This is a genomic window from Haloferax mediterranei ATCC 33500 (assembly GCF_000306765.2).
Lineage (GTDB): Archaea > Halobacteriota > Halobacteria > Halobacteriales > Haloferacaceae > Haloferax > Haloferax mediterranei.
Genome location: NC_017941.2, coordinates 242894 through 267936, shown reverse-complemented (window position 1 = coordinate 267936; position 25043 = coordinate 242894). Strand labels below are relative to the sequence as shown.

Here is a 25043-nt window from a genome sequence, read left to right as displayed (position 1 = left end):
CTGCTTTCGGGGAACGACCGCGGTCGGCCGGTTCTGTCAGTCGTCGGCGGACGCCATCGTCGTTCCGACTCGTCGGCCGAGGAAGTCCGCGAGCAGTTCGAACGTCCGAATCTTCTGGTCGATGTCCGAGGAAGCGTGTCCCTCGGCGCCGAGTTCCCGGTACTCGTAGTCTGTCCCTTCCTCGTAGCCGTGTTCGTCGAGCGCGTTGCGGAAGCGTCGGGCCTGCGAAACGGGGACGCGCCTGTCGTTGACGCCGTGGAGGATGAACAACGGCGCATCGACGTTCTCGGCGTAGGTGGTCGGTGAACGCTCTTCGTACAGGTCGGCGTTTTCGTCGGGGTCGCCGAGGTAGCGTTCCATGAGTTCGGTCTGGAAGTGCGGCATCGTGTTTTCGTACATGTCGTGGAGGTCGGTCACGCCAATCCACGCGATGCTCGCGGCGTACAGGTCGGGATACTGCACCGCCTGCCAGTACGTCGAGTAGCCGCCGTACGACCCGCCAAAGACGACAACGCGGTCCTCGTCTAGCCAGTCGTAGGTGTCGAGGACGTGTTCGACCGCCGTTGCGACGTCGCCCTGCTCTGCGCCGCCCCAGTCATCGTACAGTTCCTCGACGAACTCGCGGCCGCGACCGGTCGAGCCACGGTAGTTGACCTGCAAGACGGAAAAGCCACATTGGACCAGAACCTGCGTGTAGAGGTCAAACGACTTGCTGTCTCTCGCTCGTGGACCGCCGTGCGGGTTTACGACGAGCGGCGAGGGACGCAGACCGGAGTCGTAGAAGAGCGCGCCAATCTCCAGTTCGTCGTAGGGGTCGTGTTCGACGGCCTTCGCGGGCGTCTCCGGCACGCCGCTCGACTCGAATCGGAAGTACTCGGCGTCCGCGAAGTCGTCGGTGGAGAAATCGCCGTGGTCGGCTTCCAGAAGCGTCTCACGTTGGTGGGTCTCGAAGTCGTACGCCAACAGCTCCGTCCGGCGCGTCGGTGTCGTATGGGTCAATAGGACGCGGTTCCCGGTGAGGTTCCGCTCGCTTTGCCACCCGAACCCGGCGACACCCTCGGGAAGGTCAAACTCGTGGACAGCCCCCGAGTCGATGTCGTAGACCACGGGAATCGTCGTGGCGCGGCGCATTTGCGTCGCCACGAACTTTCGACCGTCGTCGACGAACGAGACGGGGGTTTCCTCGTAGTCGCCGTCACCGAACCACGTCACCTCGTCAACAGTGAGGTCGTAGACACCGCAGCGGTTCAGGTCCGTGGAGTCGTCAGACACCAACAGCCGTTCGCTCTCGGGACCCCAATCGACGGGTGTCGTCTCTGCACCAACCTCGCCGAGTTCGAGCTTCCGCGGGTTCGACCCGTCGGTGTCGGCGACGTACACGTCCAGATTAGCGTCATCGTCGGACTCGTTCGCCCCGTACGCGATTCGTTCGTAGTCGGGGGAGAAACTGGCTGCCCCCACCGCGCGGTCGTAGTCGGTTAGTTTCGTCGTCTCACCCGTCGACAAGTCGCGGCGATAGAGGTTCATCTGGCCGTCTCGCGTCGAACCGACGAGCAACGCCTCGCCGTCAGACTCCACATCGTTGAGACTGACTTGCCCCTCCATCTCGACGACAGCTTCGACGGCACCAGTGCGGTCGATAGCGTAGATATCGTTCTGTTCGTCACCGTCGTCATCGAGGTGGAAGAACACGCGTTCGCCATCGGCGCCCCAAGCGACGGGCCAGCGGGCGTTTCGCGGCACCTCGCCGTCGCTCCACTGTTCGATATTGCCGGTCTCAGCGTCGAGGACGTGGAGTTCGTTACGACCAGTTCCGTCGTAGTAGACGGCGATTTCGTCGCCGTCGGGGGAAACAGTGGGGTGGGCGACTGTCGGGAGACGCGCCAACCGTTCCAACACCACCTCTATGCCATGTTCTGACATGCTACTAACACGTGCGGGTGTGAACCTCAATCTAACCCCTACAGAGTGAAAGTGGACGGCCTGCTCGAACCGCGTTTCGCACGGTTTTTGCACGTGGGACGTATAGCATGTGTTCAACGAATGATCTCGAAGGGCTGCGAACAGTGCGCCATGGGCGGAAAGATGGTGATGTTCGTCTACGGGTACTGCGACCAGCGTGATTGTTTCTACTGCCCGCTCGGCGAGAATCGCAAGAACGTGACCGACGTGTACGCAAACGAGCGACTCGTCGAATCCGACGACGATGTCATCGAGGAGGCAAAGCGCATGGACGCGCTCGGCTCTTCGATTACTGGCGGAGAACCGCAAGAGGCGCTCGACAAGACCTGTCACTACATCTCACTTCTGAAGGACGAATTCGGCGAGGACCACCACATCCACCTCTACACCGGTATTCCCGGCGGCCGCGAGAACATGCGCCGACTCGCCGAGGCTGGTCTCGACGAGATTCGTTTCCACCCGCCGCTCGAACTGTGGGGCGACATGCACGGCACCGAGTGGGAGGACATCCTCTACATCGCCCGCGAAGAAGGACTCACTCCGGCGTTCGAAATTCCGGGTATCCGAGCCGAACAGGAGTTCCTCGACTTCCTCGACGAGGGTGCTGCGGAGTTCTGCAACATCAACGAGTTCGAGATGTCCGACGGGAACTACCGCCGGATGCAGGAGAAGGGCTACGAACTTCAGGACGGTCACATGTCGGCGGTCGACGGCTCGAAAGAAGCCATCCTGGATAAGATGGGCGACCACGAGCGCGTCTACTTCTGTACCTCTGTCTTCAAGGACGCCGCCCAGCACCGTAACCGACTCAAGCGGATGGCTCGGAACCTGAGCCGCCCCTTCGACGAGGTGACGGACGACGGAACGCTGGTCTACGGCAAGACCTACACCCCGGCCGAGCGCTTTATCGAACTCGGCGTGCCCGACGAGTTCTACAGCATCAAGTCGAATCACGTCGAGGTCGCGTGGTGGCTCCTCGAAGAGATGATAGAAGACGGTGACGTCGAAGACGGCGAAATCGTCGAGCAGTACCCGACCTACGATGGGACGGTCGTAGAGCGAACGCCGCTCGCCTGAATTTTTGGTCCAGATTTCTACAACTCGCGCGTAATCGCGACGAACAGACTCGGCGCAAGTACGAGCGCCGCGACCGCTGCCGTCGTGGGAGCAAGCGGGAAGTGCATCACGAGGGCGAACCACGCGACTGCGACGCCGGCGAGTACCCCGGCAACGATACCGAGACGGCGCTGGCGGTGGGTGGGACGCAAGCCACGAGCGTCGGCGTAGAGCGCGCCCGAGAGCCCAACCAACAGACCGACGACGGCACTGAGAGTGCCGATGAGTGGCGCAAAGGCGAGAAACGCGCGCCCACGGCGGTCGTCACCACGAACGTCTGGACAGGCGACAGCGGGTTGACGTCGGCACCGAAGCGCGTGGCGTAGGCGGCCGGCGGGAGGGCGACGACGAGACTGGCGACGAGCCCCGAGAGGACGTCGCCGGGGCGTTCGAGGAGCGCGGTGAGGAGAGTCACGACGCCGAGGACAGTGCCGAGCGCGGTGACGAAACGAGGCGGAAGCGCCTCACTCGGGTCATCAGAGCGGACGACGCCGAAGGCGGCGAAGGGATAGCAGACGACCACACCAGTGAGAATCGGGCGGAACAACTCGCCGGTGAGGACGGCACCGGAGACGGCCGCCGAAAGGCCGAGAAACACACCGACGAGAAGGGCAAATTCGGGGACGCGCTCGGTCATGTCGCGGGGTTGGTGCGAGCAGCAGAAAGGGTTTCGGGGGCGGAATACAGTCGATAAAGAAGGTTTGGGAGGGTGACGACCTACCCGCAAGCGTTTAGAGTGCCCATAGTGTACCTCCGCGCATGTCGGACTGTCCACTCGCGGACGAGTGCCCGAGCTTCTCAGAGCGAATCAAGGGGATGGGGTGTCAGTACTACGGTGACCGCGGGGGCGCTGAGTGGTGTGACCACTACGAACGGCCCATTCACGAACTGAAACAACAACCGGTCAAGCCGGGCGAGGAAGTCGTCGTCACCGTCGAAGACATCCACGAGAGCGGCGCTGGCGTCGGTCGAACCGAAGATGGCTTCATCGTCTTCGTCGACGGGCTTCTCCCGGACGCACGGGCCGTCGTGCGCATCGACCGGGTGAAGGGAAGTCACGCTCGCGCGAAGAAGATTGTCGAACGCCTTCCGCTCGAACCCGAAGCGGAAGGGTCCGAGACCGACACAGACTCCGATTCGGAACCCGAGGCGAACCAAAAGCGCGACCGCAGCGGGCCGAAGCGACCGGAAGCACTCGGAAGCCGAGATAACTTCTGGGGCGAATAACGACACCCCGACACCGAATTTCGGTGGACAGTCAGCCTGCTGTATCTTTTTTCACTCCCGCGAACTACCCCGTTGTATGAGCGACGCCGGACGCGACGACGACGAGACGGTCCCCGACGCGGACGAACTGCTCGACAGAGCGGGGTTCGACCCCGAAACGAGCGTCCTCACCCGCCGACAGGCCGAAGTACTCGCGCTGCGCGAGCAGGGCGTTCGCCAAGCGACCATCGCCGACTACCTCGGAACCTCACGCGCGAACGTCTCCAGTATCGAATCGAGCGCCCGAGACAACGTCGAGAAAGCGCGCGAGACGGTCACGTTCGTCGATACCCTCACCGCACCCGTTCGCGTCGAGGTGCCGGTTGGAAGCGACCTATACGACGTGCCGAAGCAGGTGTACGACGCCTGCGACGACGCCGGCGTGAAAGTCGACCATACCGCTCCGGACCTGATGAAAATCGTCTCCGATGCCGCCGGCGATGCCGTCGAAGGGCGAGAAGTCAAAGAACAACTCTTCGTCGGCGTCACGAGCAACGGGCGAGTCCGCGTCCGCCGCCACGCCAACAGGGTGTAGCGTCGGCCATCCTCGGTTGTAGAGCGAACGGGTCGACGACTGCCGCGATGCCTGACAACTGCCGCGATGCCTGACAACTGCCGCGATGCCCGACGTTTTTGCTCGCCGCTTCTATCGGCTCACACATGGACCTCGGAATCGACGGTGACACAGTAGTCGTGACGGCGAGTTCGGCCGGACTCGGACGCGCAAGCGCCGAATCGCTGGCCGACGAAGGTGCGAACGTCGTGATTTGCGGCCGCGACCCCGAACGGCTCGCGGCGACGGAAGACGAGCTGAGCGGACTCGACGGCGACGTGCTCGGCGTCGAAACGGACATCACGAGCAAGCAGGAGATAGACGCGCTCGTCAAGGCTGCAGTCGAAGAGTTCGGCAGTATCGACCATGTCGTCACGTCCGCCGGTGGCGTCCCGCCGGGTGGATTCGCCGATTTGACGGAGGAAGAGTGGTACGGCGCGTTCGACATGCTCGTCATGAGCGCCGTCTGGACGGTCAAGGCGGCTCGCCCGCACCTCGAAGCGAGTGATGCCGGGACTATCACCTGCATCACCTCCACATCGGTCAAGGAGGTCATCGACGACCTTATCCTCTCGAATTCGGTTCGCCGAGGTGTTATCGGTCTCGTGAAGTCGCTCTCGCGCGAACTCGCACCGAGCGTGCGGGTGAACGCGGTCCTGCCCGGTGCCCACGAAACGAGTCGCATCGAGGAGTTGGTCGAAGCCGCTGTCGAGCGCGGCGAGCACGACACCTACGAAGAAGGCCTCGCCGCGTGGTCCGACGGAATTCCGCTGGGCCGCGTCGGTAATCCGCGTGAACTCGGCGACGTGGTCGCCTTCCTCGCCAGCGACCGGGCAAGTTTCGTGACGGGCGCGTGCGTGCCCGTAGACGGCGGGCGACTGCGGAGCGACTGAGTCGTCGGTTTCAGAACCGGTCTTCGGCTTTCAATTCTGCGACCACGTCTCGAACCTTCTGCGCCTCGGCTTTCGGCACGACGAGGACTCGGTCGTCCCACGAAACGACTGCAAGGTCGGAGACGCCGACCAGCGAGACGTTCGCGCCGTCGGTGGCAACGACGTTGTCAGCGGCGTCGACGAACACCGGGTCGTCTCCGAGCGCGACGTTTCCATTCTCGTCGGCGTTGAGCACGCGAGCGAGCGCGTCCCACGCGCCCACGTCGTCCCACTCGAAGTCGACGGGCACGACCGCCGCTTCTCTGGCGCGTTCCATGACGGCGTAGTCGATACTGACCGAGTCGACCGCCTCGAATCCGGCTTCTGTGTCGCCTGCGTCGAGTGCGTCGACGAGCGGTTCGAGCGGCGAGTCGCGGGCGGCCGCGAGGAGGGCTTCGGGCGTCCACGCGAACATACCGGCGTTCCACAGATAGCCCGCTTCGACGTATCGGGTAGCCGTGTCGGCATCCGGTTTCTCGTGGAACGCGGCGAGGTCGTAGTAGTCGCCGCGTTCCGTACCGGGTTCGATGTACCCGTAGCCGGTATCTGGGCGCGTCGGGTCGACGCCGAAGGCGACGAGAGAGTTAGTTTCGGCAGCGACACGCGCGCCACGGGCCATCGCTTCGGAGAAGCCGTCGCCGACGTGGTGGTCGCTCGGGAGGACGACCACGACCGGGTCGTCGTACAACTCAGCGATTCGGTGGGTTGCGTAGACGAGCGCCGGACCGGTGTCCTTCGCGGCGGGTTCGACGACGACTTCGGCGTCGGGGGCATGGTCTGCTATCTCATCGGCGAATGTTGGGCGCGTCGAGACGACGACGTGGTCGGCGAAATCGGCGCGCGAGACGGTTTCTGCGAGGAGCGACTGGTCGCCGCCGAGCGGGAGGAACTGTTTGGGACGGTCGCTTCTGCTTGCGGGGTAGAGACGCGTGCCGGTGCCGCCGGCGAGGACGAGTGCGACGAGTGGGCGGTCCATACCGAGCGGTCACGCTACAGCCACAAAATCCTACCACGTCGCCGGTGCTGGTTTTGTTCCTCCCACGCCGTCACCCTACCACGTCTCGACGATACCTTCCCTGATATCCTCGACGCAGCCCCGACAGTCGGGGTGGTCGGGGTCGAAGCAGGCGGGGCGACCTTTCGCGTCGATGGCGACGGCGCGGCGTTCGACGTGTCGGCGACAGACTATTTTCGCGCCGCCCTCCGCGTCTTGCGGGAGCGAATCGAGAACCTCGGATGTCTGCTGACCGTCCTGATAGGCGCGCTTGACCTCCTCGTAGCGCTTGCCAGCGGTGCGGGCGGCGCTTCGAATGATGCTTTCGAGGCGGTCGTCCATGGTAACGGATGTGTGCCCCGTGGCTATCAATTCCTCGCTCTCAGGGACTCGCGCTTTACTTTCACTCCGGCTCAGACATTTTTATATGAGTACGCGGCCAACGTCCGTATGCCTCCCAATGGAAACCAAGGTGGAGGCGAGGTAGACCATGACTGATTTGCGAAGCCACGCAGCGGAGATAGCCGAACAGTTCTCGGACCATTTAGACGTGTCCACCGACGAGGTCGAAGAACGACTCGAAAGCCTCGTCAGCGAATACCGCGTCCCCGTCGACGAAGCACGCCGGAGTGTCGTCAACAGTTACCTCGACGAAGCGGGTATCGAACGCGACGAACTCGGCGGCGGTGCCGGCGGAAACGAACAGACCCTGCTCAACGACATCGACGAGGACGAACAGTGGGTCGACGTGCGCGCGAAGGTCGTCGAACTCTGGGAACCCCAGAACGAGGCCATCGCACAGGTCGGCCTGCTCGGCGACGAATCCGGCCGGATGAAGTTCGTCTCCTTCACTACGTCCGAACTTCCCGAACTCGAAGAAGGGAAGTCGTACGCGCTCGGGAACGTCGTCACCGACGAGTACCAGGGCAACTTCTCCGTGAAGCTCAACCGGACGACGAGCATCGCGGAACTCGACGAGGAAATCGAAGTCGGCGACGACTCGACCACCGTCGAGGGGGCACTCGTGGACATGCAATCCGGGAGCGGTCTCATCAAGCGCTGCCCCGAAGAGGGCTGTACGCGCGTCCTGCAGAACGGGCGCTGTTCGGAGCACGGCAACGTCGAAGGTGAATTCGACCTCCGCATCAAGGCCGTCGTCGACGACGGCGACGAGGTTCACGAAGTCATCTTCAACCGCGAGATGACCGAAGCACAGACCGGCATCGAGCTGGACGAAGCGAAGCAAATGGCCATGGACGCCCTCGACACCACCATCGTCGAAGAGGAGATGCGCGGTGACCTCGTGGGGTACTACTACCGGGTCACTGGCCCGACGCTGGGCCGGTACGTGCTCGCCAACGAAATCGAGCGTCTGAGTGAGCCTGCTGACGCCGAAGAACTGCTCATCAAAGCGAGGTCGATGTAAATGAGTTCTAACGATATCCCCACCCGAGAGGTCGCCCGGCGCGTCTTCGCACAGGAGTTCAACGACGCCGGTTACACGTTCAAGGAATCCGACGACGAGCGCGCACCCGTCTACGTGCTGCTCCCGACGGGCGAAAGCGCCAACCGTATCTTCCTCGTCGGCACCCTCACCGAGAAGGAAGACGTCGGCGAAGACAACGAGTACTGGCGCGGCCGCATCGTCGACCCGACAGGGACGTTCTTCGTCTACGCCGGTCAGTACCAGCCCGAGGCCGCAAGTACACTGCGTGACCTCGAAGCACCCGCCTACGTCGCGGTCGTCGGCAAGCCACGGACCTACGAGACCGACGACGGGACTATCAACGTCTCTGTCCGCCCCGAGTCCATCACCGAAGTCGATGCGGCGACGCGCGACCGCTGGGTGACCGAAACGGCCGAGAAGACGCTCGACCGAATCGAGGCGTTCGACGACGAAGGCAACGAGTACGCGCGGATGGCCCGCGAGCACTACGAACTCGACCCCGACGAGTACAAGCGCGCCGCCATCGCCGCGCTCGAAAGCCTCGAACAGACTGACGAACTGAACGCGTAGGACCCCACCGGCCGCATTGGCCGCGTTCTCCCGAACCGACGGACGGTTTTCCACCGTCACACGCCCCATTTTATCGTCGTTTGTCGTGAGTACGGTCAGTGCCCCCGCTCGTCTGACGAAACGTTAAGTGTCCGGAATACAGACCGACGAGTATCATGGGCAACAAGAACAAAACCATCTCGTTTCGCGTCAACGAAGACGCGTTCGAGACCCTTCGGGAGATTGCCGAAGAGCGGGACATCTCCCTGTCCGCCGTCTTCCGCGACTACGTGGACACGTTAGTTGCCCACGACGGTCAGGTGCAGGTCGTCCCCAAGCACGAATTAGAGCAGTTGCGAGACGGCGAAGAGGAGTCCTTCCCGCCGACCGTCGAGGTTCCGAAGAGCTTCATCCGCGAGCACGAGCGCCTCGAACTGGAGGCCGAGCATCTCCGCGAACAGCTCGAAGAACACAAGGGCTACGTGAACTACCTCCGCGAACAGGTAGAAAGCGACCACGACGACGTCGAGGAGGTCATCCAACTGGAAGACCTCGATGCGGGCGACGAACAGTCGTTCCGACTCGGATAGGAGTCGGTCGTCTCAGACGGCGATTCGGTTAGTGTTGGTCCTCAACGAGGGCCGACGAGGTCTTTCTTCGCCCGTCGCGCTTCGTCTTGCATCTCTTTGTCGCCTTCCACATCCGCGAGCGCTTCGACTGACTCGAGCGTCCGTACCGAATTGTCGAGGAACGAGAGCACGTCGCCAGGGTAGGCGTACACCATGTAGTCGTCGCTCATCACGTCGACGATAGCGTCGGGGCCGAGTCCCTGCGCGCGGAGTTCGAGCAGGTATTCGATGAATTTCCGCTCGGGGTAGCCGGTGTAGATGTCGTCGGAGTTCTCACAGTCGAGGAAGTCCTGTGCGAAGTCGAGCAGTCGGTCCCGGGTGGCGTCGTCGACTTTCGAGAGTCCCTCGCCGGAGTAGAGAATTTCGAGGGTCGCACCGCTAAACACGCGTTTCGGGATGTTCGTATCCAGTTGCGAGACGATTTGGCGGTGGTTTTTGAGATAGATTTTGTCCGTGATAGCCACGCTTGGACACCCCTTGGGTGGTGACGTGCAAAAGATTCTCGGTGGCGGGTGTGCGGGTCTGAGTCGCACTGCCCCCGAGTCGTAACGTATTTTAATCGTAGCGAATTACAGATGGATGCAGCGTGTCCGGGTTGGGGTAGTGGACTATCCTTCAGCCTTGTGGAGGCTGAGACGCGGGTTCAATTCTCGCACCTGGACCTCTTCTTCAAATTTCAACCGGCGAGCACCGCGTAGCGTGTGCGAGCCCTCCTGAAATTTGGTGTGAGGTGTGACTGCAAGATTGAACTCAGGAGCGAAGTGAGTGTCAGCGAACGGAGTGACCAAAAGTTCAATTCTCGCACCTGGACCTTCTTCACATTCTCACCGTTTGAGCGTGTGCTCACGCCAGTGAGCACCGCGAGACCCGTTCGAGAATGTGTGAAGTTTAACCGAGAGAATTGAACCAGGGAGCGATGCGAACGAAGTGAGCAGAGCGACTGAGGTTCACGCGAGTGAAACGAGCGTGAGTACGTGCGTGAGTACGTACGGCGCAGCCTCACGGCATTCAATTCTCGCACCTGGACCTTCTTTACATTCTCACCGTTTGAGCGTGTGCTCACGTAGTCGTCAGCGTCGCGCGTGCGCACCAGGGTATCGGCAAAAATGAGCAGTCAGACCGAGACTGCAAGCCCTCGTACGTCTGATTCGGACAGTTGGAGGTCATGCATAATTTCCGCGTGTTGCTGGACGAACTCGATGAGTTCGGCTTCGTTCTCAGATTGGACCGAGAAATCACAGTCGTGGCCTGCGTCTCGGCAAACAACTCGCTTTGTCATTCTGATTCACCACTGCCGCGTGCCAACCTAGACCACAGACGAGAATAATCGTTGCGTACCTGTGCGCGATGGGTACAACCGAGTCTGAGAGCACATGCAAAGGAGGTACGTCTTTCTCTCACCGACCACACCAATACACCATGCAGGTCGCCATCCTCACCGTCGGCAACGAACTCCTCGCGGGCGACATCGAGAACACGAACGCGACGTGGTTGGCCCGGCGACTCACCGAAGTCGGAGCGACGGTAGCGCGCATTCAGACGGTTCCGGACGACCACGAAGTCATCGCCGACGTCGTCTCGGAGTGGCGCGACGCCTTCGACGCAGTCGTCGTCACCGGTGGTCTCGGTGGGACGCCGGACGATATCACCATGGAGGCCGTTGCCGCCGGTCTCGACCGGGAGTTCGTCGTCAACGACGCGGCCGCCGAGCAGGTCGAAACGACCATCGAGGCCATTCTCGAACGACGGCCCGATATCGACTTCGACCTCGACGTGGCGTGGTATGCATCGATGCCCGAAGACGCGGAGGTACTCTCGAACGGAGAGGGACTCGCACCGGGGTGCCGGGCGGGGAACGTCTACGTCCTGCCGGGCATCCCGGAGGAGATGAAGCCGATATTCGAGTCCATCGCGGAACGGTTCGCCAGCGACCGAGAGTCACGGGAGTTCTACGCCGACGCACCCGAGGGAGCAGTCGCCCGCGAACTCGGCATCGTCGCCGAGCGATTCGGCGTCCAAGTCGGAAGCTATCCGAATCGGGGCGGACCGACGCGAATCAAACTCTCCGGTGCCGACCCGGTCGTCCTCGACGATGCCGTGGCGTGGGTCTGGGAGCACGCGACGGTCGACCTCTACGAGAGCGAGGCGGCGACCGAAGCGGCACGGGAGCGGAAGAAAGAGAGCGACAGAACGGGGGAAGACGAACCGAAAGAGAGCGACAGAACGGGGGAAGACGAACCGAAAGAGAGCGACAGAACGGGGGAAGACGAACCGAAAGCGGGCGGAGAATAGGGGGGCAGACACCTCGGCCCGTTAGCGGAGTTGGGCGAAACTGGCATCCGAACGGGGCATCGCGTCGAGTGACCCGCGACTGCGGATGATGTTGAACGCGGTCACGAGGTCCGACCGGGAGATGAGACCGACGAGGTCCCCCGTCTCGTCGACGACCGGGAGACGACCGACACTGCGCTCCTGCATGAGGGCGATAGCATCCATCGCGTCGGCGTCGGGGTCGATGGTCGTCAGTTCGTTGCTCATGATATCGTCGACGCGGAAGGCGTCGCGTTCGACTTCTTTGACGCTGCGGGCGTCGTCGAGGGTGACCATGCCGACGAGGTCGCCGTTTCTGAGGACGGGGTAGCCCGTGTGTCGCTCGACGAACATCCGTTCGAGGAGTTCCGCGACAGAGGTCGTCTCATCGACCACATCGAGGCTCTCTCTGGGAGTCATGATATCACGCACGACTACGTCCTCGAACGTCGCCTTGAGGACGGTCTGTTGGGCCTCGCCGGACGCGCCTATGTAAATAAAGAAGGCGAGCGCGACGAGGAAGAGGTTGAAGAACAGGCCGAAAATCCCGAGGAGGAAGGCGAACACCTTCCCGACTTCGGCGGCCATCTGCGTCGCTTTCGCGTGGGGGCGGCTGCGGGCGAGAATTGCACGGAGGACGCGCCCGCCGTCCATCGGAAAGCCGGGAAGCATGTTGAACGCGGCGAGTGTGATATTCACCAACGCGAGGTAGCCGAGGACGAACTGTGCGGGTGCTTGCGATTCAGGAAGGAGGAGGAATCCGGCGTAGGAGACGAGACCGATAGCGACCGAGACAATTGGTCCTGCAACGGCGATGGTGAACTCCTGTTTCCAATCCTCCGGAATCTCCTTGAAACGGGCGACGCCGCCGAACAGCCAGAGGGTGATAGACTCGATTTCGTAGCCGTACCGCATGGCGACGAGCGAGTGACCGAACTCGTGGAGGAGGACACCGGCAAACAGCCCAATTGCGGCCGCACCGCCGAGTATCCACTGGAGCGACCCATCAGAGATGGCAGCGCCATCGATACTCGTGCCGAAGAGTTCGTTGATGACGAGCGTGAGATTGGCGACGTCAGACCCGATAAGCCACGCGAAAAGCGGGAGAACGATGAGGAAGGTGAGGTCCAACCTGATCGGGATGCCGAAGGCGCTACCGATGCGGATTCCTCGCATACCCGTAATAACCATGGGAGAACCTTAAGCAGTCAGGCCAGAAAATGGGGGAAGGCTTACGCGGGGCGGCAATCCACGGTGAGATATGAGCGATTCCCAACCCAACCCAGTTGTAAAACGAAGCACGGATATCGAGTACGAGTCAGTGGGTGCGGCTGACGGGATGGCGAAAGGCGTCCTCCTCTCCGACGACGACGGCGCGCCGAACTTCGCCATCAGACGGTTCGTCCTCGACGCTGGCGCGTCGGTTCCGAAACACACCAACGAGGTCGAACACGAACAGTACGTCCTCTCGGGACAGTATGTCGTCGGCATCGACGACGAGGAGTACGAGGTCGAAGCGGGTGACTCGCTTCTCATTCCCGCTGGCGTCGTCCACTGGTACCGAAACGAGTCCGACGAGGACGGCTCGTTCCTCTGTGCTGTGCCGAACGGTGACGACACCATCGAACTCACCGACGAGTCCTGAACGGGCGACGCGAGAACGCGAGCATGCGACGGTAGGGTGTGAGAGCGCGCAGGCGAATCCCTGAAATACCACGTCGCCGTAGCACGCACCGTGTCTAAACAGGTCACCCGCGTCGACACGGTCTTTCTCCATCAGACGGGGGACGACTATCTCGTCGTCGCCCGCCGGGATGGAAAGCGGGTGCTCCGCGGAAAACTCGAACTCAAAGAGACGAACGCGGGGCCCCGACCGCTCCGATTTCTCGTGATTCGGAAGGGAGAAGAATCACCGCGCGACCCGAGTCAGTTCGTCGAACTCGCCCGGTCAGCTGCTCGAATCCGCATCTCACAGCAGACGCCGAAAAACGCCCGCGAGGAACTCAAAGAGATGCTCGACGGCTACCAGCTTGAGGCTGTCGCGGTGCGGACCTGCCGTCGGTGTGCAGTTAACGGCCGGTATTCGCCAATTACTGACGATACGGCCATCAAAGCCGAACACGAGCACGTCTGCCGTGACTGCGCAGTCCGCGAACTCGAACAGGAACTGTCGTTCGCAGGTGGCCTCACGCAGGCGGCCCAAGAACGCCTCGAAGAACTCCTCTACGAGACGGGCGACCTGACCCGTATCACGAACCTGCTGCAGGGCGAGTTGGACCCCGACCTGACGAAGTTCGACACCATCAGTGCGACGACGGAAGACATCGACTTGGTCGAGACGGACACACTCGACCTCCACCCGAATCTGAAGTCGATGCTGACAGAGCGGTTCGACACGCTGCTTCCGGTCCAGAGTCTCGCTATCGACAACGGACTGCTCGACGGCGACGACCAACTCGTGGTGAGCGCCACCGCGACCGGGAAGACGCTCGTCGGCGAACTCGCCGGTATCGACCGGATGCTCAAAGGGAACGGAAAGATGCTCTTTCTCGTCCCCCTCGTCGCGCTCGCGAACCAGAAACACGAGGACTTTCAGGACCGCTACGGCCACCTCGGCAAGGTGACGATTCGCGTCGGAGCCAGCCGAATCAACGACGACGGCAACCGCTTCGACCCAAACGCCGACATCATCGTCGGCACCTACGAGGGAATCGACCATGCCCTCCGGACGGGAAAAGACCTCGGCGACATCGGGACCGTCGTTATCGACGAGGTACACACGCTGAAGGAAGAAGAGCGAGGCCACCGCCTCGACGGGATGATTTCCCGGCTCAAGCATTTCTGTGAGGAGCGGGCCGAGCGACGAGACGAGTACGACGGCGCGCAGTGGATTTACCTCTCTGCGACGGTCGGGAACCCGAAGTGGTTGGCGGAGAATCTCCGAGCTAACCTCGTCGAGTACGAAGACCGGCCGGTTCCCATCGAGCGACACGTCACCTTCGCCGACGGGCAAGAAAAACCCCGAATCGAAAACCGCCTTGTCAGGCAGGCGTTCGACACGAAATCGTCGAAGGGATACCGCGGGCAGACGATTATCTTCACCAACTCGCGGCGGCGCTGTCACGAGATTGCGCGAAAAATCGACTACAACGCCGCGCCGTATCACGCCGGATTAGACTACAAACAGCGAAAGCGCGTCGAACGCCAGTTCGCCAATCAAGACCTCGCTGCCGTCGTGACCACGGCGGCGCTGGCCGCCGGTGTCGACTTCCCGGCGTCGCAAGTCATCTTCGACACGCTGGCGATGGGTATCGAGTGGCTCTCAGTACAGGAGTTCAGCCAGATGCTCGGTCGTGCCGGTCGACCCGACTACCACGACAAGGGCGTCGTCTACCTACTGGTCGAACCCGACACCAGCTATCACAACACGATGGAGATGACCGAGGACGAAGTCGCGTTCAAACTCCTCAAAGGCGAGATGGAGGAGGTCAGAACGGTCTACGACGAGTCCGCGGCCGTCGAAGAGACCTTGGCGAACATCGTCGTCGCCGGCAAGAAGGCGAAGGCGCTCAACACCCGGATGCTCGGCGAGATTCCGACTACGCACACGGTCGGGAAACTTCTCGAATGGGACTTTATCGACGGACTCGACCCGACGCCGCTCGGTCTCGCCGTCACGAAACAGTTCCTCTCGCCGAACGAGGCGTTCCGCATCCTCGACGGTATTAGAAAGGGCTACTCGCCGTACGAAATCATCGCCGACCTCGAACTCGACGAAGAAGGACGATAACGGTCGGCCACAACACCATTTGCGGGTGCTGGACCGCCATCAGGTTCTGAACCCCGCACGCTTTTCGGATACCAGTACGTCAGTGAGCGCGTGGTAGCGATAACGCCGGGCATCCTCGTCGTTTTCGCCGTCATCCTCGTCGCGTTGGTGTTCTTTGCAACCGAACCGGTCCCCGTCGACGTGACGGCAATCGGCGTGATGGTGACGCTGATGGTGATTCAACCCGTCTCCGAGGCGCTTGTCTCGGTCGGACTCCTCGGCGCACCCATCACGCTCTTCGAGTCGTATCCGGGCGACGCGCTCTCCGGGTTCGCCAACACGGCGACACTGACCGTACTCGCGATGTTCATCCTGAGCGAAGGTATTCAGCGAACTGGCCTCGTACAGATGCTGGGTGCGAAAATTTCGTCGTTCACCGGCGACAGCGAGTTTCGACAACTCGGCGCAACCGTCGGCGTCGTCGGTCCTATCTCGGGATTCATCAACAACACCGCCGCCGTTGCGATTTTGCTGCCGATGGTAACCGACCTCGCAGAACGCGGGAAAACGTCGCCGTCGAAGCTTCTCTTACCGCTGTCGTACGCCTCGATGTTCGGTGGGATGTTGACACTTATCGGCACTTCGACCAACATTCTCGCCAGCGACGTGTACTCGCGCATCACGGGCGAAGCGCCCATCTCGATGTTCGAGTTTACCGCGCTCGGTGCGGTCGTCATGGCCGTCGGCATGGTCTATCTCCTCACCGTCGGGCGACGACTCACGCCCGCACGAATCGAACCGCGAGGCGACCTGACCGAGGAGTTCGAGATGGCCGAGTACCTGACTGAAGTCGCCGTCCGCGAGGACTCCCCACTCGTCGGGCAGCAGGTGCAGCAGGTACTCGTCGACACGGAGTTCGACGTCGACCTCCTCCAACTGATTCGCGGCGACAGCGTCTTTCTCGAACCGCTCGGGCCAAAGGAGATTCGGCCGGGCGACGTGTTCACCCTCAGAACCGACCGCAACACGCTGGTCGAACTGCTCGACATGGAGGGCCTCGACCTTGTTCCGGACACCATCACCGAGGACGAACTCGAACTCGCCGACGAGGGTCAGAACCTCGTCGAGGTCGTCATCGCGCCGGGGTCGTCGCTGGTCGGCGAGTCGCTCGCGACGACGAGTTTCAGACAGCGGTACGACGCGACGGTGCTCGCGCTCCGTCGTGGCGGCGAGTTGATTCGGCGACGGATGGACAACCTCCCGCTTCGCGTCGGTGACACGCTTCTCGTACAGGCAACCGTCGACAGTATCGAACGCCTCGACAACAATCGCAACTTCATCGTCGCCCAAGAAATCGAACGCCACGACTACCGCGAGTCGAAGATTCCGGTCGCCGTCGGCATCGTCGCGGGCGTCGTCGCACTCGCCGCGATTGACTTCCTTCCCATCGTCGTTTCGGCGTTGCTCGGAGCCCTGGTGATGGTTGCCACCGGGTGTCTCCGACCGACCGAGCTGTACGACGCAGTCCAGTGGGACGTTATCTTCCTCTTGGCTGGCGTCATCCCGCTCGGCATCGCGATGGAGAACTCCGGGGCCGCAGAACTCCTCGCGGAGATGGTCGTGATGAGTGGTGAGTTCCTCCCGCTGCTTGCAGTGCTCGGGGTGTTCTACTTCGTGACGGCGCTGTTGACGAACATCATCTCGAACAACGCGAGCGTCGTGCTCATGATTCCGGTCGCCATCGAGGCCGCGACGACGCTCGGCGCGCGACCCTTCTCGTTCGTCCTCGCGGTCATGTTCGCCGCGTCGACGGCGTTCATGACGCCGGTGGGCTACCAGACGAATCTCTTCGTCTACGGGCCGGGCGGATACAAGTTCTCGGACTATATCCGCGTTGGCGGCCCGCTCCAGTTGGTTCTCGGGGTTGTGACGACGATTGGGGTGGCGTATTTCTTCCCCCTGACGTGAAACGAGGAACGAAACTCTTTACTCCCAGACGGGGAGAGACGTATATGCGGGACCGTGGGTTAGCCTGGTATACTTCGGGCCTTGGGTGCCCGTGACCCCGGTTCAAATCCGGGCGGTCCCACTCTTTGTGCGAAGAACAACGTGATGAGCCAAAGAGTGACAACCGTCCGATTTGAACCAAGGAGCGAACGCAGTGAGCGAGTGAGGTTCAAATCCGGGCGGTCCCATTGGGTATATAAGTAAACCAGCGTACTTTGCCGGTTGTTTTCCACCCGAAGAGACGGGGGTCTGCGCATGAGTCTCGCGCCCTCTCGGAAGGCGGGAGACACCGTCGAAACGACCCTTCTTCAGGTTCACACAGAACTGCGTCACGTCTCGGACCACGAGCACGAACATTACGACGCGCTCACCACCGAGTTACTCACGCCGAGTCGTGACCACCCGTTCGTCGGCATCTGTCTGCTCGAACCCGGGGCTGTCGTCGAAATCAAGAGCGCGATGGGCGCCGACGGCGAAGCGCAGCGCCGCGGACGGTTCCTTCCCCGGCGGAGCCAGCACGAGCACCTCCTCAAGGAGGGCGGTGTCTACCTCTTCACCGTCTATGCGCCGACCCCTGCGCGTGACATCATCGCTGCGAAAATCACCCCGGCGACTCTCGTCGACGAGTTCGGTTTCTCGTGGGCCTCCCGGAAACGTGGTCGGACTACGCACAAGTCACCTGGACGCAGGTCTTCGCGCCGAAGGAGGTCGAAGGTCAGTGAGCGTTCGGCAGAGACCGCTGATGAGTACCTCAAACGCTGGATCGATGAAGCCAGGTTTCGCTCACCGGCTCGTGACTTCGCCGTCTTTCTTGAAGAGTGAGGGTTATTGGGTCACGTCGGAGCCGCTCGACTTGTCGAATGGAAAGTCGATTTCAAGACCATCGTAGGCTACCACTGGCTTCTTTCGTAGCCCCGATTCGCCACCTTCGAATTCGATAACGCCGATATCTTCGAGTTCAGTCAGGTTCCGGTGGACCTGCTTGTAATCACGGTTCATCAACTCCGCAGCCTCGCGGATACTCTGAGGTGAGTCCGTGGCGATTGCTTCCAGCAATCTCAGATTCTTCGGGCTGAGCAGTCTGCCGAGTTCAGCGTACGATTCGAAGTTGAGGATTAGATGTGCATCCTCGATTTCTTCGTCTTCCTGTGCGGCCTTGATTCGTTAGCGTGCGCACTCGTCGAGAGTACTCCGCCTACCAACTATCACTTTGAGTTTTGTCATTTGTTAGGTACCAAACATAGTGTTGGACCTCCATAACTCATTTCCATGTGTACGTGTATGTTTACGTGATGGCAACGAAGACAATCACTGTGACCGAGGAAGCGTACGAGCGACTTCGTGCGATGAAGCGCGGTGACGAGAGCTTCACTGACGTTCTTCTTCGAGTCACTGGAGGAGAGGAAGACGTAATGAAGGGCTTCGGTTCGTGGAAAGAGTCGGGCCTTCGTGAGGCAGTGGAAGACGCTCAAGAGGAGTTTGACGAAGACTTCGAGAATCGACAGGCATCACTGTGAACTGCCTCGACACGAACGCTCTCATTGACTACTTGGAGGGAGAGCAAGCTATCGCGGAGTTCCTCGAAGAAAGCCAGCAACCATACTTCGCTCCGACGGTCGCGCTGCACAAGGTGTTTGTTGGGGGTGCGAGACTACGCGGATCGGACGGTGTCGAAAGTACACGCGACGGGTTGGACTGGTTAGAGTCACTCCCACTTACCATCGATGGCGCTGCAGAAGCGGCGAAGATTGACGCGGAACTCCATGCTAACGGGACACCCATCGGCGCACTGGATACGCTCATCGCGGGTGTCGTTCGTGAGGCGGGGGGAACGCTCGTCACCGCAGACAGCCATTTCGACCACGTCGATGGACTAGTGACGGTTAATTACCGAGAGTAGTCGTCTACCGGTGCTAGTCGGACGCTTCGGTTACTGAACAGTCTACAGGCCGTCTCGAAATTACACTGCTGGTTTCGCTGACGAAGCCAGCCTCACCAGCCCAAACAATGCAAGCGATAGCAGGCACAGTCCAAGGAATCAAATTGATATCCTCCTGCCCTGAAGACGTCCCTAGAACGCGGAGCGTTCTGGTGGGCGAACGAGACCAAGAGTCTCGTCAACGCATGAATCCCGAGCGTTGGGTGTTTCAGGTTCGCAACCACGACTCCAGTTTCTTCTTTGGGAACCCGTTTCACCCAGTTACAGACGAACCCTAGTTGGGTTGAAGCGGACTGTCGAGGTGTACGCTCACTCGAATACGCGTTCAGGCTCAGTCTCGTCCCGGCCCAACGATTCGGTTTCGAGGAGGTTATCGAGTCGTCGTTGGAACGCGTCGTCGCTGAGTTCACCTTCCGCGTATCGTCGTCGAAGCGTTTCGACCGGGGTCTCGGTCGATGATTCGGACACCTCATCAGTTTGGGGTTCGGTGAATGGCGTCGCATCGGGTGCCGCATTCGCTTGCCGGACGACGCCGAGCGTCAAGCACCAAGCGACAGCGAGGAGAGCGAGGCCGGCTAAGAGAAAGGTGAGAGTACTAAGGTTGCTACCATAACCTATTCTTGCAAGTATGAGTACTGGAACACCAATCAGGGAGGAAACGACTGCGACGGCAGTCCGCCCAGCGGGACTCTCCGGCGCGTAGCGGTGGACCAAGTTATACATCGGCTAATTCGTGTCACCCAGTATATAAAAAGTCAACGGGATGAACTGTACTGGTAGAACAGCCGGTGAAGCGTACTCACTCAAATCCGCGAACTTCGAAGGTTGAGACCTCACTCCTCGTTGACTGCACTCCCGAAAGCACTCACGGGAGATACGTCGTGAGGAAGTTTAGCACCCGGTCAAGCAGTTCGTTCTTTTGGTTCTCGGTATCCGCATCCGCTGTTGCAGTGTCCGATTGAGAACTCATATTGTTAGATAACGTAGATATCGAATTATAGCTACGGGTCGCTTGCTGTCGAATGTGACTACTGACTACCGTTCAATAGAAAACACGGACGTTGTGGTACGTCAGCGAATTAGTTGTCGAGGGCGGTCTTGAACGTGCGTGGTCCCGCCACAGCGGCGGTCCCGAGCACCATGAGCGAGGCACCGGTTCCGAGACGTTCGCTTGCGACGACCGCGGGAACAAACAAACCCGTAATAACCAGCAGTCCGGCGAAAAACATGACCCCACCGAGGACATCGAGAGGTTGGAGTTGCATTTCGGTCGGACCGACACACGCTCGCGGTAAATGCCTTCTTGCTCTGACACATTCGTCGTGGCGGTACTGGAACGGAAAGACGAGTTCCGGGAACAGGCATATGGTGTGTCGGTGATAGGTCTCAGACCATGGTCCACCGCGATTTTGTGATTACCGTGTTGTTCGTCCTCCTCGGTGCCGCGCTCTGGTTGGTTTCGGGGTACTACACCGCAGAGTTGTGGATTCGCTGGGCGCTTCTCATCGGGGTTGGCGTCATCATCCCGACGATACTCACGTCAGGGGAGACGTGAGTCTGCACCGGGAATTCTGACGGAATCCGGACCTATCGGGGTGCGGCGGCGTTCTGTGCGGCCGCGTTGCGCGCAGTTGCGCTTCGGTCGGTTTCCGTTCGATTCGTCTCGTTCGTCCGCTGGATGACGTAGCGCTGGCCGACCATCGGGTCCAAGAGGCTGTCGACCGGTGCGCGGTCGTCGCGGAGAACCGGTACGTCGTCGGTCGGTGTCGAATTTCGGTACGACGTGAGTTCGGCCGCGAGGTCGATACCGATGTCGCGTCGTTGATTCCGCGCCTGCAACTCCGCTCGGGTGACGAGCGTGTCGTTTTTCGTCGCTACGACCTCGATGTTCTGGACGACGACGCTCCCCGCGGTGGGGAAACTGTAGACCTGCGGGTACACCTCGCGCATCGTCTTGTACTCCGCGCGGTAGAACTTCGAGGCGGGACCGCTGGGCGCAGAAATGACGTTTGCAAAGAGGATGCCATTGTCGTCGAGGCGGTCGGACGTGAGTTGCATGAACTCGACCGTCGTCAACTCGAACGGGACCTTGTCCTTCCGGTAGGCGTCGAGGATGATGAGGTCGTACGTCTCGTTCGTCTCGCGGAGGTACTGCCGGCCGTCCATCGTGTAGATGTTCAGGCGGTCGGACTCCTCGACGCCGAAGTACTCCTTCGAGACAGCCACCACCTCGGGGTCGAGTTCCACCACGTCGACGGTCACGTTCGGGTAGGTCTCCAGAAATACGCGGGGACCGGTAAAGCCGCCGCCGCCGACGAACAACACTCGGTCGATGTCGTCGGAGAAGAGAAACGGGGCGTGGAAATACGACGTGTAGTCGAAGACGTGTCTGGTCGGGTCCGAGAGGTCCATCGCGCTGTGAGGTTGGCCGTCGAGGTAGAGCGTTCGAACGCCGTCGGCGTCCGAGACGCGAAGCTCCTGATAGGCGGTCTGTGTGTGGTAGACGGTGGTGCCGCGGGAGTCGAGTCCGATACCGCCGGTCGTCGCGGCGACGAGCAGAATGACGACGATGCCGACGCTCCAGACGGCCGCTTCCTGTCCGATGTTAGGCCGAGCAAGCGCGAGCGCCGTGCCAACCGACAGGAGGCCAAACACCAGTCCGATGTCGGTGACGCTCAGCGACGGGATGAGCAGATAGGTCGTGGCGAACGCACCGAGAATGCTCCCGACGGTACCGACGGCGTAGACGTGCCCCGACGCGGCACCGACCTCCGACTGACCGGAGAGTTCCGCGGCGTAGGGACTGACGTACCCGAGAAGGTAGGTCGGTGGGCCGAAGAGGAGCGTGACCGCCGGCAACGACGCGAATCGACTGGGAAGCGGAAGACTGGCCGTCGACTGTAAGAACAGGTCGCCGAGGAAAATGACGCCAGCGATGTAGGCCGCCGTCGCGACGAACACGCGCACGAGTGTTTCGTTCGACGCCTGTGTGGCCTGCTTCCCGCCGCGGTAGTAGCCCAGACTCAACGCGGCGAGGAAGACGCCGATGATGCTCCCCCACGTGTAGATGCTGCTCCCGAACTCGGGAGCGACCATCCGTCCGGCGAGAATCTCCAGTCCCATGCTGGTGATGCCGGAGACGAACACCGCGAGTTCGGGCCGCGTCACCCGAAGCGAGGGGAATTCGGGCGTCGAATTCATGACAGTAACCTTGGACTCACGGACGTATTAATTGCCTCCCGCGGCCAAACGCATCACCCACGGCTGAACGGTTGCGAGCGAGTGCGACGAGGTTGCACGCCGATACACCGAGGCGACTGAACTATTTATCCGAAGACGGAGCCAGCACCTCCATGTCGTCGCTCGTCGCCGCCTCGGACCTCGCCCGTGCCGCCTACTGTCCGCGGCAACTCTATTACGCCCGCCGCGACGAAGACCGAGGACCGCCGCCGCGAGTCAACGAAATCCGCGCTCTCGCATTCGAGTACCCGAAGCACCTCGCCGCCAACGACGACGAACTCGCGCACTATCCGCTCGCTGTGCCGCCAGACGAGTACCGCGAGAATCTACGTCGGCTCCGCGAACGGGACGACTGGGATGCGCTTTCGTCACCCATCGACCGAGACGTACTCCTCACGGGGAAAGACTGCCGAGGCGTCGCGCACAAACTCGGCGGCGACCCGGTCGTACCATCTCTCATTTCGTCCGGTGAGCCACCGGAACGCGGGGTGTGGGAACCGCAGCGGGTCAGAGCCGTCGCGCTTGCGAAGGCGCTCTCGTGGGAGCGCGAAACGTCGGTGTCGCGGGCGTTGGTCGAGTATCCGACCGTCGGCGTCGTTAGAACCGTCCGACTCACGACGGGGAACAAGGCCGCGTATCGACGGGCGCTCCAAATCGCTCGCGAACTCGATTTCGTCCCGCCGCGATTGCGGGATTCATCGAAGTGCGACGAATGCGCCTATCGAGAGCAGTGTGGAGTGAAAACGCGGTCGTTACGGTCGCGTCTGGGCTGGTAGTTACGCTTCGGGTTCCGAATCAGCGTGCGTTTCGAGCCACGCCTCGATCTCATCCGCCATCGCCCCGCGACGGTGAATGATTCCACGGCCGGGGTCGACGACGGTGCTCTCGGTGCCGGGTGTGGTTCCGCCGTCGAGGACGAACGCGACGGCCTCGCGGATTTCGTCGGAAAGTTGCGACGGGTTGGTGATGCTGCCCGTTCCGGAGCGGTTCGCGCTGGTGGCGGTTACGGGTGTTCCGGCCTGCTCGAAGAAGTCGAGTGCGAGGTCGTGGTCGGGCACGCGAACGCCGACGCGGTCGCGGCCGGAGACGAGCACGTCTGGGAGACTGTCGCGGCGCTCGACGACGACAGTCACCGGACCGGGGAGGAACCGACGCATGAAGGCCACCTCGCGGTCGTCGACGACGACGTATTCGAGCGCGGCGTCAACGTCCGGAAAGCCAGCTGAGAGCGGTTTGTCCCGGTCGCGTCCCTTGATGTCGAAGACGCGTTCGATGGCGTCCGGGTTCGTCGCATCCGCCCCCATCCCGTAAACCGTCTCGGTCGGGTAGACGACCGCCTCGCCACGGCGAATGGCGTCGGCAGCCTGTTTCACGTCGTCGTCACTCATGTATGAGTAAAGGCGAGAGCGGCGAAAAAGCGTGACGAAACCGGGCTACAAAGTCGAAGCGGCGGCCAGCCGATTGTGGGTTCGGAACAGAGCGGTTGCGACTACTGGCCGAAACGGCGGCGAGTTGCGACTACTGGCCGAAACGGCGGCGAGTTGCGGCTACAGGTCCGAAACGGCGTCGGCAACCTCGTCGTAGTCCGGGAAGTCGGGCCACTGGTCTGCGACCCACGCGTACTGGACTGTTCGCTCCTCATCGAGGAGGAAGAGAGCAGGCCGGTGTTCGGTGATACCGGCCATCCCGTCGAGGTCGTTTTCGATGCCGTACTCGGTGGCAATTCCGGCGGCCGGGTCGGAGAAGAATCGGGCGTCAACCTCGCGCTCTTTGAGGAACGTCTTGTGCTCGTAGGGCGACGAAATGGAGACGCCGACCGCTTGGACCGCTTCAGGAACGTCGCGGTCGCGAAGGTTATTCCAGATGTACGTCGAGGGGAACGCGCCGTCCATCGTGTGGAAGACGAGAAGAACCGGGCCGTCGTCGGTCACGTCCGACAGGGACGCGTTCTCCCAGTACTCGTCGTTGACGAGCGGACGCGTGAAATCAGGTGCTGTGTCACCGACCGCGGGCGCGTCGTGGTCGGGGAGGTCGACGATATCGAAGTCGAACATCACGCGGCCTCCTCGTAGGTGTTTTCGAGGTATTCGACGATATTCGCCGACTCGGACATCGTAACGCCGGTGTTCTCGTCGACGATGGCCGGGACGGTTCGCTTCCCCGAGATGCGCTTGACCACGTCGCGGTCGGAGTGCATGGCTTCGACGAACCGCGACTGGTAGTCGAGACCTTTGTCGTCGAGAACGCGAACGACGCGCTCGCAGAACGGGCACGCCTGCAACCGATACAGCGTAATCGCCGGTTGGTCGTCGGACATGGACGCCCGTTAG

General features: G+C 61.5%; 29 protein-coding genes, 2 tRNA genes and 1 pseudogene. 18 read left to right on the top strand and 14 right to left on the bottom strand.

Translation table 11 applies throughout. The features are described 5' to 3' along the window. Window positions 1-36: 36 nt before the first annotated feature. Window positions 37-1923, bottom strand: a complete 1887-nt coding sequence (locus HFX_RS01400) for a prolyl oligopeptidase family serine peptidase (protein ID WP_004058264.1) — start codon at window positions 1921-1923, stop codon at window positions 37-39. Between the two features lie 120 nt (window positions 1924-2043). Between HFX_RS01400 and HFX_RS01395 the strand changes: the two genes are divergently transcribed. Further along, window positions 2044-3039 (top strand): radical SAM protein, encoded by a 996-nt coding sequence (locus HFX_RS01395; protein ID WP_049917446.1) that lies wholly within the window; start codon window positions 2044-2046, stop codon window positions 3037-3039. Between the two features lie 106 nt (window positions 3040-3145). Here the strand turns inward: HFX_RS01395 and HFX_RS01390 are convergent, their stop codons facing one another. Beyond that, complete coding sequence (locus tag HFX_RS01390) at window positions 3146-3715, bottom strand: hypothetical protein (RefSeq protein WP_004058267.1); 570 nt, start codon at window positions 3713-3715, stop codon at window positions 3146-3148. A 122-nt stretch (window positions 3716-3837) separates the two neighbouring features. On the opposite strand from HFX_RS01390, the gene HFX_RS01385 reads away from it, so the two are divergent. The 3 genes from HFX_RS01385 (at window position 3838) to HFX_RS01375 (ending at window position 5790) form a co-directional block, all read left to right on the top strand. Beyond that, window positions 3838-4305, top strand: coding sequence for a TRAM domain-containing protein (locus HFX_RS01385; protein WP_004058269.1), 468 nt, complete (start codon window positions 3838-3840; stop codon window positions 4303-4305). A 76-nt stretch (window positions 4306-4381) separates the two neighbouring features. After that, entirely contained in the window at window positions 4382-4879 is a 498-nt protein-coding gene (locus tag HFX_RS01380; RefSeq protein ID WP_004058272.1) for a Tfx family DNA-binding protein, read from the top strand. A gap of 125 nt (window positions 4880-5004) precedes the next feature. After that, on the top strand, window positions 5005-5790 hold the full coding sequence (locus HFX_RS01375; RefSeq protein ID WP_004058273.1) for an SDR family oxidoreductase: 786 nt from the start codon (window positions 5005-5007) through the stop codon (window positions 5788-5790). 10 nt (window positions 5791-5800) lie between these two features. On the opposite strand, the gene HFX_RS01370 is transcribed toward HFX_RS01375, so the two are convergent. Together HFX_RS01370 and HFX_RS01365 are read right to left on the bottom strand one after the other, a co-directional pair. Beyond that, entirely contained in the window at window positions 5801-6805 is a 1005-nt protein-coding gene (locus HFX_RS01370) for a mannose-1-phosphate guanylyltransferase (protein ID WP_004058276.1), read from the bottom strand. A 75-nt stretch (window positions 6806-6880) separates the two neighbouring features. Next, window positions 6881-7165 carry a DUF7091 family protein gene (locus HFX_RS01365; protein WP_004058277.1) on the bottom strand — a complete coding sequence of 95 codons (285 nt, stop codon included), beginning with the start codon at window positions 7163-7165 and terminating at the stop codon, window positions 6881-6883. Window positions 7166-7313: 148 nt separating this feature from the next. Here HFX_RS01365 and HFX_RS01360 point away from each other — a divergent pair, with 148 nt between their 5' ends. From HFX_RS01360 to HFX_RS01350, 3 genes are all read left to right on the top strand, one after another. Beyond that, on the top strand, window positions 7314-8249 hold the full coding sequence (locus HFX_RS01360) for a hypothetical protein (protein WP_004058279.1): 936 nt from the start codon (window positions 7314-7316) through the stop codon (window positions 8247-8249). Beyond that, entirely contained in the window at window positions 8250-8840 is a 591-nt protein-coding gene (locus tag HFX_RS01355) for an RPA family protein (RefSeq protein ID WP_004058281.1), read from the top strand. A 155-nt stretch (window positions 8841-8995) separates the two neighbouring features. Continuing rightward, window positions 8996-9409, top strand: coding sequence for a ribbon-helix-helix protein, CopG family (locus tag HFX_RS01350; RefSeq protein ID WP_004058283.1), 414 nt, complete (start codon window positions 8996-8998; stop codon window positions 9407-9409). Between the two features lie 41 nt (window positions 9410-9450). On the opposite strand, the gene HFX_RS01345 is transcribed toward HFX_RS01350, so the two are convergent. Then, a complete protein-coding gene (locus tag HFX_RS01345) occupies window positions 9451-9912 on the bottom strand; it encodes a DUF5814 domain-containing protein (protein ID WP_004058285.1) in 462 nt (153 codons plus the stop codon). A gap of 125 nt (window positions 9913-10037) precedes the next feature. Here HFX_RS01345 and HFX_RS01340 point away from each other — a divergent pair. Further along, window positions 10038-10110, top strand: a tRNA-His gene (locus HFX_RS01340). 452 nt (window positions 10111-10562) lie between these two features. On the opposite strand, the gene HFX_RS19040 is transcribed toward HFX_RS01340, so the two are convergent. Then, window positions 10563-10727, bottom strand: coding sequence for a DUF1059 domain-containing protein (locus HFX_RS19040; protein WP_004058287.1), 165 nt, complete (start codon window positions 10725-10727; stop codon window positions 10563-10565). A 140-nt stretch (window positions 10728-10867) separates the two neighbouring features. Between HFX_RS19040 and HFX_RS01335 the strand changes: the two genes are divergently transcribed. Then, entirely contained in the window at window positions 10868-11740 is an 873-nt protein-coding gene (locus tag HFX_RS01335) for a competence/damage-inducible protein A (protein WP_004058289.1), read from the top strand. A gap of 21 nt (window positions 11741-11761) precedes the next feature. Here HFX_RS01335 and HFX_RS01330 read toward each other — a convergent pair whose 3' ends face one another. Then, the gene (locus HFX_RS01330; protein ID WP_014732077.1) at window positions 11762-12934 is read right to left on the bottom strand and encodes a M50 family metallopeptidase; all 1173 of its coding nucleotides are present in this window, start codon (window positions 12932-12934) and stop codon (window positions 11762-11764) included. Window positions 12935-13019: 85 nt separating this feature from the next. Here HFX_RS01330 and HFX_RS01325 point away from each other — a divergent pair, with 85 nt between their 5' ends. From HFX_RS01325 to HFX_RS01305, 5 genes are all read left to right on the top strand, one after another. Then, complete coding sequence (locus HFX_RS01325; RefSeq protein WP_004058293.1) at window positions 13020-13403, top strand: cupin domain-containing protein; 384 nt, start codon at window positions 13020-13022, stop codon at window positions 13401-13403. A 90-nt stretch (window positions 13404-13493) separates the two neighbouring features. Further along, window positions 13494-15548, top strand: coding sequence for a DEAD/DEAH box helicase (locus HFX_RS01320; RefSeq protein WP_004058294.1), 2055 nt, complete (start codon window positions 13494-13496; stop codon window positions 15546-15548). A 90-nt stretch (window positions 15549-15638) separates the two neighbouring features. Continuing rightward, window positions 15639-17495 (top strand): SLC13 family permease, encoded by a 1857-nt coding sequence (locus tag HFX_RS01315; protein ID WP_004058296.1) that lies wholly within the window; start codon window positions 15639-15641, stop codon window positions 17493-17495. Window positions 17496-17543: 48 nt separating this feature from the next. Continuing rightward, window positions 17544-17616 (top strand) — tRNA-Pro (locus HFX_RS01310). A 173-nt stretch (window positions 17617-17789) separates the two neighbouring features. Beyond that, window positions 17790-18356 carry a hypothetical protein gene (locus HFX_RS01305; protein ID WP_004058298.1) on the top strand — a complete coding sequence of 189 codons (567 nt, stop codon included), beginning with the start codon at window positions 17790-17792 and terminating at the stop codon, window positions 18354-18356. Window positions 18357-18359: 3 nt separating this feature from the next. Here HFX_RS01305 and HFX_RS20590 read toward each other — a convergent pair. Continuing rightward, window positions 18360-18758, bottom strand: a pseudogene (locus tag HFX_RS20590) (HVO_A0114 family putative DNA-binding protein). Between the two features lie 68 nt (window positions 18759-18826). Here HFX_RS20590 and HFX_RS01295 point away from each other — a divergent pair. Beyond that, the gene (locus HFX_RS01295; protein WP_004058302.1) at window positions 18827-19051 is read left to right on the top strand and encodes an antitoxin VapB family protein; all 225 of its coding nucleotides are present in this window, start codon (window positions 18827-18829) and stop codon (window positions 19049-19051) included. Further along, window positions 19048-19434 (top strand): type II toxin-antitoxin system VapC family toxin, encoded by a 387-nt coding sequence (locus HFX_RS01290; protein ID WP_004058309.1) that lies wholly within the window; start codon window positions 19048-19050, stop codon window positions 19432-19434. The genes HFX_RS01295 and HFX_RS01290 overlap by 4 nt, the downstream gene beginning before the upstream one ends. A 348-nt stretch (window positions 19435-19782) precedes the next feature. On the opposite strand, the gene HFX_RS20240 is transcribed toward HFX_RS01290, so the two are convergent. Both HFX_RS20240 and HFX_RS01280 read right to left on the bottom strand, forming a co-directional pair. Then, entirely contained in the window at window positions 19783-20016 is a 234-nt protein-coding gene (locus HFX_RS20240; RefSeq protein ID WP_004058310.1) for an SHOCT domain-containing protein, read from the bottom strand. A 536-nt stretch (window positions 20017-20552) separates the two neighbouring features. After that, window positions 20553-20738, bottom strand: coding sequence for a hypothetical protein (locus HFX_RS01280; protein ID WP_004058312.1), 186 nt, complete (start codon window positions 20736-20738; stop codon window positions 20553-20555). A gap of 128 nt (window positions 20739-20866) precedes the next feature. On the opposite strand from HFX_RS01280, the gene HFX_RS19915 reads away from it, so the two are divergent. Continuing rightward, the gene (locus tag HFX_RS19915) at window positions 20867-21028 is read left to right on the top strand and encodes a hypothetical protein (protein WP_004058314.1); all 162 of its coding nucleotides are present in this window, start codon (window positions 20867-20869) and stop codon (window positions 21026-21028) included. A gap of 32 nt (window positions 21029-21060) precedes the next feature. Here HFX_RS19915 and HFX_RS01275 read toward each other — a convergent pair whose 3' ends face one another. After that, the gene (locus tag HFX_RS01275) at window positions 21061-22674 is read right to left on the bottom strand and encodes a spermidine synthase (protein WP_004058316.1); all 1614 of its coding nucleotides are present in this window, start codon (window positions 22672-22674) and stop codon (window positions 21061-21063) included. Window positions 22675-22826: 152 nt separating this feature from the next. Here HFX_RS01275 and HFX_RS01270 point away from each other — a divergent pair, with 152 nt between their 5' ends. Then, entirely contained in the window at window positions 22827-23489 is a 663-nt protein-coding gene (locus HFX_RS01270; RefSeq protein ID WP_004058317.1) for a CRISPR-associated protein Cas4, read from the top strand. Here HFX_RS01270 and HFX_RS01265 read toward each other — a convergent pair whose 3' ends face one another. The 3 genes from HFX_RS01265 to HFX_RS01255 form a co-directional block, all read right to left on the bottom strand. Continuing rightward, entirely contained in the window at window positions 23490-24101 is a 612-nt protein-coding gene (locus HFX_RS01265) for an L-threonylcarbamoyladenylate synthase (protein ID WP_004058318.1), read from the bottom strand. 159 nt (window positions 24102-24260) lie between these two features. Beyond that, window positions 24261-24767: a redoxin domain-containing protein gene (locus tag HFX_RS01260; RefSeq protein ID WP_004058319.1), complete on the bottom strand. Its 507-nt coding sequence runs from the start codon at window positions 24765-24767 to the stop codon at window positions 24261-24263. Beyond that, on the bottom strand, window positions 24767-25030 hold the full coding sequence (locus HFX_RS01255; protein ID WP_004058320.1) for a glutaredoxin family protein: 264 nt from the start codon (window positions 25028-25030) through the stop codon (window positions 24767-24769). The genes HFX_RS01260 and HFX_RS01255 overlap by 1 nt, the downstream gene beginning before the upstream one ends. Window positions 25031-25043: the final 13 nt, after the last annotated feature.

What these genes read in the sequence shown, in the direction of transcription:
- HFX_RS01370 (WP_004058276.1), bottom strand. Translation starts at nt 6,805, where the DNA reads ATGGACCGCCCACTCGTCGCACTCGTCCTCGCCGGCGGCACCGGCACG.
- HFX_RS01400 (WP_004058264.1), bottom strand. Translation starts at nt 1,923, where the DNA reads ATGTCAGAACATGGCATAGAGGTGGTGTTGGAACGGTTGGCGCGTCTC.
- HFX_RS01280 (WP_004058312.1), bottom strand. Translation starts at nt 20,738, where the DNA reads ATGCAACTCCAACCTCTCGATGTCCTCGGTGGGGTCATGTTTTTCGCC.
- HFX_RS01390 (WP_004058267.1), bottom strand. Translation starts at nt 3,715, where the DNA reads ATGACCGAGCGCGTCCCCGAATTTGCCCTTCTCGTCGGTGTGTTTCTC.
- HFX_RS01350 (WP_004058283.1), top strand. Translation starts at nt 8,996, where the DNA reads ATGGGCAACAAGAACAAAACCATCTCGTTTCGCGTCAACGAAGACGCG.
- HFX_RS01325 (WP_004058293.1), top strand. Translation starts at nt 13,020, where the DNA reads ATGAGCGATTCCCAACCCAACCCAGTTGTAAAACGAAGCACGGATATC.
- HFX_RS01375 (WP_004058273.1), top strand. Translation starts at nt 5,005, where the DNA reads ATGGACCTCGGAATCGACGGTGACACAGTAGTCGTGACGGCGAGTTCG.
- HFX_RS01260 (WP_004058319.1), bottom strand. Translation starts at nt 24,767, where the DNA reads ATGTTCGACTTCGATATCGTCGACCTCCCCGACCACGACGCGCCCGCG.
- HFX_RS01255 (WP_004058320.1), bottom strand. Translation starts at nt 25,030, where the DNA reads ATGTCCGACGACCAACCGGCGATTACGCTGTATCGGTTGCAGGCGTGC.
- HFX_RS01365 (WP_004058277.1), bottom strand. Translation starts at nt 7,165, where the DNA reads ATGGACGACCGCCTCGAAAGCATCATTCGAAGCGCCGCCCGCACCGCT.
- HFX_RS01265 (WP_004058318.1), bottom strand. Translation starts at nt 24,101, where the DNA reads ATGAGTGACGACGACGTGAAACAGGCTGCCGACGCCATTCGCCGTGGC.
- HFX_RS01380 (WP_004058272.1), top strand. Translation starts at nt 4,382, where the DNA reads ATGAGCGACGCCGGACGCGACGACGACGAGACGGTCCCCGACGCGGAC.
- HFX_RS01360 (WP_004058279.1), top strand. Translation starts at nt 7,314, where the DNA reads ATGACTGATTTGCGAAGCCACGCAGCGGAGATAGCCGAACAGTTCTCG.
- HFX_RS01330 (WP_014732077.1), bottom strand. Translation starts at nt 12,934, where the DNA reads ATGCGAGGAATCCGCATCGGTAGCGCCTTCGGCATCCCGATCAGGTTG.
- HFX_RS01295 (WP_004058302.1), top strand. Translation starts at nt 18,827, where the DNA reads ATGGCAACGAAGACAATCACTGTGACCGAGGAAGCGTACGAGCGACTT.
- HFX_RS01335 (WP_004058289.1), top strand. Translation starts at nt 10,868, where the DNA reads ATGCAGGTCGCCATCCTCACCGTCGGCAACGAACTCCTCGCGGGCGAC.
- HFX_RS19915 (WP_004058314.1), top strand. Translation starts at nt 20,867, where the DNA reads ATGGTCCACCGCGATTTTGTGATTACCGTGTTGTTCGTCCTCCTCGGT.
- HFX_RS01385 (WP_004058269.1), top strand. Translation starts at nt 3,838, where the DNA reads ATGTCGGACTGTCCACTCGCGGACGAGTGCCCGAGCTTCTCAGAGCGA.
- HFX_RS19040 (WP_004058287.1), bottom strand. Translation starts at nt 10,727, where the DNA reads ATGACAAAGCGAGTTGTTTGCCGAGACGCAGGCCACGACTGTGATTTC.
- HFX_RS01355 (WP_004058281.1), top strand. Translation starts at nt 8,250, where the DNA reads ATGAGTTCTAACGATATCCCCACCCGAGAGGTCGCCCGGCGCGTCTTC.
- HFX_RS01395 (WP_049917446.1), top strand. Translation starts at nt 2,044, where the DNA reads ATGATCTCGAAGGGCTGCGAACAGTGCGCCATGGGCGGAAAGATGGTG.
- HFX_RS01305 (WP_004058298.1), top strand. Translation starts at nt 17,790, where the DNA reads ATGAGTCTCGCGCCCTCTCGGAAGGCGGGAGACACCGTCGAAACGACC.
- HFX_RS01275 (WP_004058316.1), bottom strand. Translation starts at nt 22,674, where the DNA reads ATGAATTCGACGCCCGAATTCCCCTCGCTTCGGGTGACGCGGCCCGAA.
- HFX_RS01270 (WP_004058317.1), top strand. Translation starts at nt 22,827, where the DNA reads ATGTCGTCGCTCGTCGCCGCCTCGGACCTCGCCCGTGCCGCCTACTGT.